General features: G+C 65.0%; 7 protein-coding genes. 4 read left to right on the top strand and 3 right to left on the bottom strand.

All coding sequences use genetic code 11. From position 1 onward, the window contains the following. Nucleotides 1–574: 574 nt before the first annotated feature. From ABZ624_RS41015 to ABZ624_RS41005, 3 genes are all read right to left on the bottom strand, one after another. Nucleotides 575–2437 (bottom strand): ATP-binding cassette domain-containing protein, encoded by a 1863-nt coding sequence (locus tag ABZ624_RS41015; RefSeq protein ID WP_360100480.1) that lies wholly within the window; start codon nucleotides 2435–2437, stop codon nucleotides 575–577. Nucleotides 2438–3697: 1260 nt separating this feature from the next. Beyond that, a complete protein-coding gene (locus ABZ624_RS41010; protein WP_360100477.1) occupies nucleotides 3698–3832 on the bottom strand; it encodes a hypothetical protein in 135 nt (44 codons plus the stop codon). A gap of 603 nt (nucleotides 3833–4435) precedes the next feature. Further along, a complete protein-coding gene (locus ABZ624_RS41005; RefSeq protein WP_360100474.1) occupies nucleotides 4436–6007 on the bottom strand; it encodes a phospholipase D-like domain-containing protein in 1572 nt (523 codons plus the stop codon). A 539-nt stretch (nucleotides 6008–6546) separates the two neighbouring features. On the opposite strand from ABZ624_RS41005, the gene ABZ624_RS41000 reads away from it, so the two are divergent. The 4 genes from ABZ624_RS41000 to ABZ624_RS40985 all read left to right on the top strand — a co-directional run bounded on the left by ABZ624_RS41000 (nucleotide 6547) and on the right by ABZ624_RS40985 (nucleotide 9361). Beyond that, complete coding sequence (locus ABZ624_RS41000; protein WP_360100471.1) at nucleotides 6547–7500, top strand: ABC transporter ATP-binding protein; 954 nt, start codon at nucleotides 6547–6549, stop codon at nucleotides 7498–7500. Between the two features lie 2 nt (nucleotides 7501–7502). Continuing rightward, entirely contained in the window at nucleotides 7503–8273 is a 771-nt protein-coding gene (locus ABZ624_RS40995; protein WP_360100468.1) for an ABC transporter permease, read from the top strand. A 576-nt stretch (nucleotides 8274–8849) separates the two neighbouring features. Beyond that, the gene (locus ABZ624_RS40990) at nucleotides 8850–8978 is read left to right on the top strand and encodes a hypothetical protein (RefSeq protein WP_360100465.1); all 129 of its coding nucleotides are present in this window, start codon (nucleotides 8850–8852) and stop codon (nucleotides 8976–8978) included. Nucleotides 8979–9178: 200 nt separating this feature from the next. Next, nucleotides 9179–9361, top strand: coding sequence for a hypothetical protein (locus ABZ624_RS40985; RefSeq protein WP_360100462.1), 183 nt, complete (start codon nucleotides 9179–9181; stop codon nucleotides 9359–9361). Nucleotides 9362–9430: the final 69 nt, after the last annotated feature.

The following is a 9430-nucleotide window of genomic DNA, read 5'->3' as shown; positions in this document are numbered from 1 at the left end:
TGAGCGCATGGGGCAGGTCGAGTGCGGCACGGGAGCCTTGGGCGTTGTGGCCACGGCCCCTGTCACCCGATCGGTTGCCACACTGAAAGACCTCAATGACCACGCGGTGGTGCCTCCGGTCGAGCCCCGCTATCTCACCCCACGGCTGCTGATCCCGTCGCGGCAACGCCCCGAAAACCCTGGCAGCGAACTTTGGGGCCTGGGCGAACGACAGCGCTCATCCCTACGGCGCGCGAACCTCCGCCAGTTCACGATCCCATCGCCCAGTGTGGGAGGGCCCGGAGATGCCGTGGTTCGCCCAGGAGAAGTCGTGCCCGGCCGTGTCGTCCTACCAGCAGTGGTCGTCACCGCTGGGCTCGATCTTCATTCCTGGAAGTTGGCGGTCCGTCCGCATACAAGAGTTGCCGCTGCCGCAGGGCACCGCCTGCGGCGAGGCAGAGGTGGCGAGCATACGGCCGCGGCGGACAGCCCGGTGGCGTCGAGCAGGGAGGCGAGACGCTGTGGTGCCGGGCGCGGACTGCTGCGCGCAGGTCACGCTGGCGCCGCCGATCAGTTCTTACCGCTGCCATCTGTCTCAGCGCTTTCGTATGGCAGGCGGTTCATGCCGACGCAGGAGCCGGAGCGTGAGCACATAGCAGCTCATCGCCATGACGAAGAGCACGCATGTGTCGGTAAGCCACTGGCCGAGCGTGTGATGCCACAGGGGGTCGGTAGCTGAAGGCGCTGACTTGTCCATCGGACCGAGCAGCTGCCCGAGATCAACTGTCACACCTTCCGACGCGATGGCCCAGCGCGATGGTGCCAGCCAGCCTACTTGTTCGACTCCGGGACTGTGGAAGAGGCGAAACGTGATGCCTGAGAACAGGTACTGGAAGACGGAGTACAGAACCAGGAGAGGCATGGTGCTCTCGGTAGTCCTCGCCAGCGACGAGATGACCAGACCACACATCATCGAGGTGAACCCGAGCGCTGTGATGACGAAGCTCATCTCAAGGATCGGGGCGTCCGCCACGACGATCCCGTGTGACGGTGATGCACGTGGCAGGAATCCGAGCAGGCACATGATGATTGCCTGGAGGCCCGAGATAAGCCCCAGAACAGTGATCTTCGACATGAGGTAGGCGGATCTGGAGAGGCCCGCGGCCCGTTCCCGTTCATAGATCACCCGTTCCTTGACCACCTCACGGACGGAGTTCGCGGCCCCCATGAAGCAGACGCTGATGACAACGGACGCGAGGATCGTGCCGGCTTCGAGATTCGGCGTTCCGCCGGGTGCCCTGCGAAGGCCGAAGTCCGCAGGTATGACGGTGCTGGCCAGGCCCAGGACAATGGGCAGGAGGGCTATCAGGCAGACCAGCCTCCGGTCGGAGGCCATCACCGCCAGTTGCCGACGGACCAGCCCAGACAGCTGCGTCCTCCAGCGAGGTGGCTCCGGAGTGTGTACTGCCTCGGGGGTTGTGGCTGTCGGCTGCGGTGGGGCGGCGGCCGTAGCAGCCACATGTCGCTGGTGTTCCTGCCACCTGCGGGACCAGACGTGATCCCCACGTCTCTCGAAGGCGGAGAATACATCGGCCCAGGTAGCCTGCCCGAAGTATGCAAGTGCCTTGTCCGGGGCGCCGAAGTAGGCCAAGGATCCGCCTGGTCCCAAGACCAGTACTTTGTCGCATAGCTCCAAAGCTCCGACTGAGTGTGTGACCACCAGCACGGTCCGGCCGTCGTCCGCGAGTCCCCTCAGCAACTCCATGACATCACGGTCCATGCCCGGATCAAGGCCGGAGGTTGGTTCGTCCAAGAACATGAGCGAGGGTTTGGTCAGAAGTTCCACCGCGACCGAGGCACGCTTGCGCTGCCCGCCGGAGAGCGAGCTGATGCGTTGGTCGGCGTGGAGGCCGAGTCTGAGCTGAGCCAGCACTTCCTCAACCCGTCGGGCGCGTTCCCTTGGCTCTGTGTCGCGGGGGAAGCGTAACTTGGCGGCGTAGCGGAGCGCGGAGCGCACCGTGAGCTGTGGGTGGAGGATGTCGTACTGGGGAACGAGCCCAATATGCCGGCGCAGTTCGCCGAAACGCTCATGGAGGTTCTGGTTCTCGTAGAATACCTCGCCCTTGACATCCACCTGATGGCCCGTCAGGGCACGCAGCAAGGTGGTCTTTCCTGAGCCGGATGGACCGACGACTGCGATCAGGGATCTTCCGGGCACCGTGAAGCTCACGTTGTTCAGCAGTGTTCGAGCGCCCCTGCCGTGCTTGACCCTTACTGTCAGCTGACGTGCGGTCAGCGGCGACGTCTCGGCGCCCCGGCCGCCTGTGGTGCCGCTGGCTGCGCCGACGCCGGGGGGTCCGAGTTGCGGGATGGTGATGGCGGATCCGGTCACTTCGGCCGTGACGAGGGTATCCGGAGGCTGGCCGGGCCGACGATGGCGACCGTTCCCGGAGAACATGAGTGACCTTTCGCGACAGCGTCGACCGGCGCGGTACGTAACGCGGCGCGGCGTTGACAGGGAACTAAGTAACACCGCGTTGAGGGCGCGGCAGGCCCAGGCGTGCACGGGCCATGGTCGTCGGGGCGTGGAGTGCAGGACAGCAAGTGGTGGTCGGTCAATGGAGTTCCAGCGCTTTGGAGTTCGTACCGAATCAGACCCAGTGAGAGGACAAAGCAGAACGGCGTCCTCGGCTGGGCAGCCGGCTCAAGGAAGATCCGGTTCCTGATCCGCGTTCTAGTGTGCCGTCTTGCCTGCGGTGTGCAATGTGGGTATCCCCTATATCTTCCGGGAAGCCGGTGTTCAGAATTCACAGACCTTTCAGCCTTGCGCTGTGAGTGACGGCTGTCACTGATCGTGAGACGGAGAGATTCCCCATGAAATGGTCAAGCGGATTGGGTGACGTTCGGTGAGTGCGCCATGCCGCTACGACTTGGGTGCGGGAGTGATCGCCTCGAAGGTCCGTCCGTCACATATGAGGGTCCACAACACGTTCAGGGGCTTCTTGGCGAGGGCGAGGATCGCCTGCGTGCAGCCTTCGCCTTCGGCTCTCTTGCGGTCGTAGAACGCCTTGGACCGGGCGGCATCGGGCGGCGACCTGGGCGGAGAGGTAGAAGGTTCCGCAGCAGGCGGCGGCTGTAGCGCCGGGGGGCTGATGCGTCCGAGTCCCCGGGCACTGGGGCCAGGCCCGCGACGCGGACGAGGCGGTCGGGGGTTTAGAGGGCGGTCATGTCATTGCCGGTGAGAGCGATGAATTCGGTGCCGAGGAGGGTTCCCATACCGGTAAGGCTGGTAATCACTTCGGCAAGGCGGTGCTCGCGAAACCGCCCCGTGAGGAGATTGCCGGGTCTCGGCGATCTCCTCATCGAGGGTCATCACCTCCCCCGCCAGCTTGGCAACCACGGCGGCAGCCAGCTTCTCTTTGGGACGGCGGTGTGTTGGGATTCGGCGGCCTGGATGGTGGTGGCCGCGACCACGACGGAGTCACGGACCTTGCGGTTCTTCAGCCAGGTGGCCAGGCGGTTCTTAGCCGGTCCGGCGCAGGGGCAGCGGAAGTCTGGTAGCCCCGCGGTAGTAGCCGGAGGCCTGGTGAACGGTGCGGCCGTGGACGCAGTGTAGTCGTCGGTCGTGGTTGACCAGCAGGGCGATCAGCAGCGCGGCTCTGCCTGCGTACAGGTCGATGGCCCAGGGTGACGGTCTCGCCCAGCCAGCGCCATGGCGTCACCGATGATTCAGCAGCTCGGTTTCGTCGTGGGCCACCCGCCACGACAGCAGCCTCGTGCCTTCGGGGCTGAGCTGGGGCACCACGGTGTGGTGATTGCTCCCGAACCGGACGATATGCGGGGCGGCCTTCATGGAGACCCATCCACGACGGTGCGCGGTAGCCGTCGCAGCGGGACCAGCTGTGCGGAACCTGCAATGAGCCTGAGAGCCACGAGACCTGGCCCTCTGGGTGGGAACAGGGAAGGCGGACCAGCAACCGCACTGACCACTATGGCTACGCGTTGGGCCCGTCACCCGCAAGGAAGGAGACGACAGGCCCAACGCTCAACCCGGGAGCGGCGTGTTCCCCGGGCCTACCTCTGAGAGAGGAAACTCGCCCCATCATGACGGTTTTCTTCCGGTGGAGCTGGCAGGTCCGTGGATACGCCACCTCAGGGCCGGCGCCCAACGGAGAACCTCGGTGGCCGGGCAACCGGCTGGTCAGGTCCGGGCAGGGGATAGCGGCCGGACGTCTGCCCTGCGGTCACCGAGCAACTCGCGCAGGTGAGTTCAGCGATATCGAGGTGACACCAGCGCGACCTCGCTCAGACACGGTGGCGAGCGAATTCGGCTGGTGCTGATCCCACACTTGCGCGGGATCGACGACGTAGCTGATCTCGGACTCGACCCGTCCGCAACGCAGCCGTCGCCGCCGCCGGCCGCGAAACCGACGGACGCCGTGAGACGGAGCCCGGCCTATCGCGGGCAGACGCCGCGCGTGTAGTCGACTGTGGCGGTCTGCCGCGAATAGGTCCATTCCGGATCCAGCAGCGTCGCCTTCAGCTGCCGTGCGGCGGCCGGGCTTTCCACGATGTAGCCGAAGTCCTGTAGCCAGGCCGGGTACAGATTCTTCGAACCGAGGTAGAACGCGGAGTCGTCGACCGAGACGATCTTGTGGTGGAGAGCGTATGGGTGACCGTCCTGCCACTTTACCGACGCGGCGCTGCGGAACGAGGCGAGTTGCAGATTGGCGCACATGGCACTGGTCGCGGAGATCCGATCACCAGTGATTTGGATGAGCCGGTCACGGAGGATGTCACTGATCTCGGACAGCGACTTGATCTGCGAGTAGCCCCCACTGCCGATCAGCCCGCGGTTGGCTGGATCACTGACCACGATGCGGACCTTGACCCCGGCCGCGAGCTTAGCCGCCAGGATGCCATAAAGACGGGTGTCGTAGCGAGGCAGTGGTGGACAGGTGCCGTTGAGATCCTGCTGGGAGATGTCAATGTGCTCGCGGGCGCTGCCGATCAGCGAGCGCAGGGCACTCTCTTCGGGGTTGGCGCTGTCGTAGCCGCGGTCCCTGTTGGTGCGGTCGTGCACGCCAATGCGGCACGTGCTGTCGGGCATAGCGGACGGAGTGGGTCGGCCCGACGATGCCGGGTCTGAGTCCTGGATGCCGACACCGAGTCCGCCAACGGCGATGACAGGGATGTCGCCGGATTTCTCAGTGGCCAAGTCAGCGGCGGCCGCGTCCTCGCCCATCGTGGGCATACAGGCGGCACCGTTGGAGGTGGCGAGCCAGACCTTCGCGGGGTTGCCTGCGTTTTGGCACGTCCAATTCCAGAGCACGTTCAGGTAGTTGACCGCCGTGCGCGCGGCAGGTCCGGTGAGCGCGAGGTCGGCGTCCGCCACCGGGTGAGAGGTGTCGATGTAGTCGTCCTTCCAGCCGTTGATGCCGCCGGTGATCACGCTCTGTCCGTCAACCACCAAGAGCTTGGAGTGGTTCCAGGAGAACGCGGTCCTGGACGTGGTCATGGACGCAACGTTGAGCGTGATGCCCTTGGCTGCGTCGCCGAGCTTGCCCAGCAGTTCGTCGCGGTAATCCGCTGGTCTCACATTGACGTGGTAAATGGGGGCGGCGCCTACAAGGATGCGTACCCGTAACGTGTGGCCGGCCGCCACGGATGCCTTGAGCCCAGCGACAATCGCGTCCTCAAAGGCGCCCTTGGGCAGCGGAGCGAGCGAGGAGATGTCGACGGTAGCGTGCGCCTTGGAGATGTTCTCGGTCATCTTGGCCAGAAGTCGACCGGTACCCGGGCGGTCGGTGCAGCCGGGGTCACCCCAACAGCCAGGGGTTTGCAACAACCAGCCGCTCGGATCGTCGGCCGGCGCATCCAGGGCGTTACCACTGGTGCGCTGCCATATCCGGCCTTCGGTGCCTGGCGAGACGGTACGTAGGGACTGCTCAATGGCGTCCAGGTGCGGGGCTATGGACGCGGCATGCGCGGGGGTGGCGGGGAGCGCGGCGAAGACGGCTGTGAGCACGGTGGCGCAGTGCGTCAAACGGCCTAAGCGGCGCAGTCGTTGGCGTGCCAAGGATGGTTCCTAACCTTCTGGGGGATCATCAAAAAGTGGAGATCGATCGCAAAGTTGATCTCCCATCGCCACGAAGTTACCGCCCAGTTAACCCAGGGGTTGGGTGATGGTCGATCATCAGCCATCCCAGCCCGGCCTCAAGCATCCTTCAGCACGGCCCTCGCGGGGCTCTCCGCAGGACGTCCTCGCTCTCGGCATTCACAGGGAATTGGTCGCCCGCACGGGCAGGGTTAGGGGTGCACTCGACGCCGAAAACGTGGACCAGCGAGCGGACCTTCCTGAGGCCAGGCGGGACAGGCGAACGTCTGAATCCGGCGAAGTCCGGCGAGTTCCCCCTGGTTGACGGGCAGTAGGGCGTCGTCGAAGCACGTGACGAGGAGGGCCCCGGTCGCCGACCTGTCCCAGTCGTGCAGGATGGTTTTCCTGGGCAAACGGCTGGCATGTGGCGTCGGGTGGCAGCGGCCGTACCCGAGTCTTAGCGTGGTGACATGATCGAGCTTTTATGCCTGACCAAGCGATACGGCGAGAAGGTAGCGGTCAACAACCTCACCTTCACCGTCAGACCAGGTGTGGTCACCGGCTTCCTCGGTCCGAACGGTGCCGGCAAGTCGACGACCATGCGGATGATGCTCGGGCTTGACCGGCCCACATCGGGGGACGTACGCATTGACGGCAAGCACTACGATCATCTCAAGGATCCTCTGAAGTACGTCGGCGCCCTGCTGGACGCCAAAGCGATGCACGGTGGGCGCACCGCCTACAACCACCTCCTCTGCCTAGCCCAGAGCAATGACATCCCGAAGAGCCGGGTGGAGGAGGTCCTGGACACCGTCGGCCTCACAACGGTTGCGAAGAAGAAGGCCAAGAGGTTCTCCCTCGGCATGGGGCAGCGGCTTGGCATTGCGGGCGCGCTGCTCGGCGACCCACGGATTCTGATGTTCGACGAGCCGGTGAACGGCTTGGACCCCGAGGGCATCCACTGGATCCGGAACCTAATGAAGTCGCTGGCCGCCCAGGGCCGGACGGTGTTCGTGTCCAGTCACCTGATGAGCGAAATGGCCTTGACCGCAGAACACCTCGTCGTCATCGGGCAGGGGCAGCTTCTCGCTGACACTTCCATGGCCGACTTCATCCAGCAAAACTCGCGGTCGTTTGTCCGGATCCGCACCCCACAGCGGGAGCAGCTGCTCGACACGCTGTACGAGGCCGGGATCACCGTGGTCGAGGCGGGCGGTGGGGCGTTGGTGGTTGACGACGGCAAGGCTGAGCGGATTGGCGAGCTGGCTGCCAAACATCGGATCGTGCTGCATGAGCTGAGCGTCCAGCAGGCGGCCCTGGAGGAGGCGTTCATGCAGCTGACCGCGGAGTCGGTCGAGTACCACGCGCATGTCGAAGCGCCCGCCGATCAGGAGCGGTGGGACCACGGCGAGACGAGGAGCTGAGCATGACAGTGATCCAGGTCGTGCGGTCCGAGTGGACCAAAATCCGGTCCGTTGCCTCGACCATGTGGACGCTCTCCCTCGCCGCGGTGGTCACCATCGCCCTGGGCATGCTGATCTCTGCATTGTCGAATCATGAGTTCGACAACATGGGCGAGAAGGACAGGCTTTTTTTCGATCCGACCTTCATCAGCTTCGCCGGGATGAGCCTGGGGGAGCTCGCGATGACCGTGTTCGGCGTTCTCGTGGTGTCGAACGAGTACAGCACCGGGATGATCCGTACTTCGCTGGCAGCCGTGCCGCAGCGCGGCATCCTCCTGTTCAGCAAGATTGCCGTCGCCACTGGGCTCGCCCTCGTCGTCGGCACCATGACCAGTTTTCTCGCCTTCTTCTCGGGGCAGTCGATGCTCGGCTCACACAGGGCATCGATCGGTGACCCACACGTCCTGCGGGCGGTCATCGGCGGCGGCCTCTACATGACCCTCATCGCAGTGTTCTCGATGGGGGTCGCCACGATGCTGCGTTCGTCGATGCTCTCGCTCGGCATCCTGATGCCGTTTTTCTTCCTGATCTCCAACATCCTGGGGAACGTCGGCGCGACAAAGAAGGTCGGACGCTTCCTCCCCGACCAGGCCGGCAGCAAGATCATGCAGGTGGTCGCTCCGATCAACGACAAGAGTCCCTACGGACCGTGGGGCGGCCTCGGCATCATGGCTCTGTGGGTCCTCGCGGTGCTGGCGGGCGGGTATGCACTTCTGAAGGAGCGAGACGCATAGAGAGTGCACTCCAGGACGAGGACCTGTTGTCGGGGTTGAGGTCTGGTGTGTAGGCGGCAGAAAGTAGCAGGTGATCCAGTCGTGGGTGTCGATGGACGCCTGAAGGTTCCCTCGGAGTGTGGAGTCCGTGATATCAGGGGGAGGTGAGGTTCATGGGGTTCAAGCAGGAGAGGCGCGGTGCGTGGTTCCGTGAAGGTTCTGTAGGTCTCGAGACCGAGACCGGGAAGCCGGCCCCTGAGGTCGCCGTGGATCTCGGGGGCCATCCCGGGACGTTGCACAGTTGGGTCTCACGTGGAGGAGGAACGGTTCGGTCTCCTGCGGCCGGCCTGCGGCCAGTGCCTGGGGCGGTCGGCTGCGCGATGGTGAACGCGCTGAGCTGGAGCGGCTACGTCGGGAGATGAGCCAGAAGGACAAGCGCGCATCCGTGAGGTGGAGACGGAACGTGATGTCTTCGAACGCTGCATGGCCTTGTGGGTGAAGCAGCTGCAGTGGACCCGGCCCGGCTGGCCGGAGTGATCAGCGGCTGCAAGGGCCGGGCAGAACATTCCGTACACCACAGCATGCCGCGTGCTCGGCGTGAGCGAGTCGTGGTTCTGCAAATGGCGGGACAGGCTGGTCACTGCCCGCGAGGTGCGGCGCGGCCAGTTCGCCGACGTGATCAGGTGCGTCTTCGGTGCCTCGGGCGGCACCTACGGCTCCCCCTAGATCTGGATCACGCTCGTGCGGGAAGGATGGCGCATCTTGGTGAACACCGTCGTGAAGACCACGGCCGGCCTCGGCCTGGCCGGACAGAAGACCCGCCGACGAGGCGGGCTCACCCGGCCCGGGCAGGGCGGGCGACAGCCCCGTACTTCGTGCGTCGCGACTTCACCCCGGATGCCCCCCACCAGGTGCGGGCCGGCGACATGACCGAGATCGTCACCAGCGACGGCAAGCTCTACCTGGCCACCGTGATCGGCCTGTTCCCGCGCCGCCTGCCCGGCTACGCGACGGGGCAGCGTCATGATGCCGAGCTTGTCGTCACCTCCCTGCAGATGGCCGCCACCACTCGCGGCGGCGCCGTTACTGGCTTCAGCTCGTCAGGGTGAGGGTGGGTCGTCGAAGGTCAGGCCGGTGCCCGCTATGAAGCCGTCGAGAGTGTGGGGCCGGTACTGCAG

The organism is Streptomyces sp. NPDC007205 (assembly GCF_040634095.1).
Taxonomy (GTDB): domain Bacteria; phylum Actinomycetota; class Actinomycetes; order Streptomycetales; family Streptomycetaceae; genus Streptomyces.
Note: the sequence above shows the minus strand (reverse complement) of the source record. Positions and strands in the feature narration are given on the sequence as shown.

What these genes read in the sequence shown, in the direction of transcription:
- ABZ624_RS41015 (WP_360100480.1), bottom strand. Translation starts at nt 2,437, where the DNA reads ATGTTCTCCGGGAACGGTCGCCATCGTCGGCCCGGCCAGCCTCCGGAT.
- ABZ624_RS41010 (WP_360100477.1), bottom strand. Translation starts at nt 3,832, where the DNA reads ATGAAGGCCGCCCCGCATATCGTCCGGTTCGGGAGCAATCACCACACC.
- ABZ624_RS41000 (WP_360100471.1), top strand. Translation starts at nt 6,547, where the DNA reads ATGATCGAGCTTTTATGCCTGACCAAGCGATACGGCGAGAAGGTAGCG.
- ABZ624_RS40995 (WP_360100468.1), top strand. Translation starts at nt 7,503, where the DNA reads ATGACAGTGATCCAGGTCGTGCGGTCCGAGTGGACCAAAATCCGGTCC.
- ABZ624_RS40985 (WP_360100462.1), top strand. Translation starts at nt 9,179, where the DNA reads ATGACCGAGATCGTCACCAGCGACGGCAAGCTCTACCTGGCCACCGTG.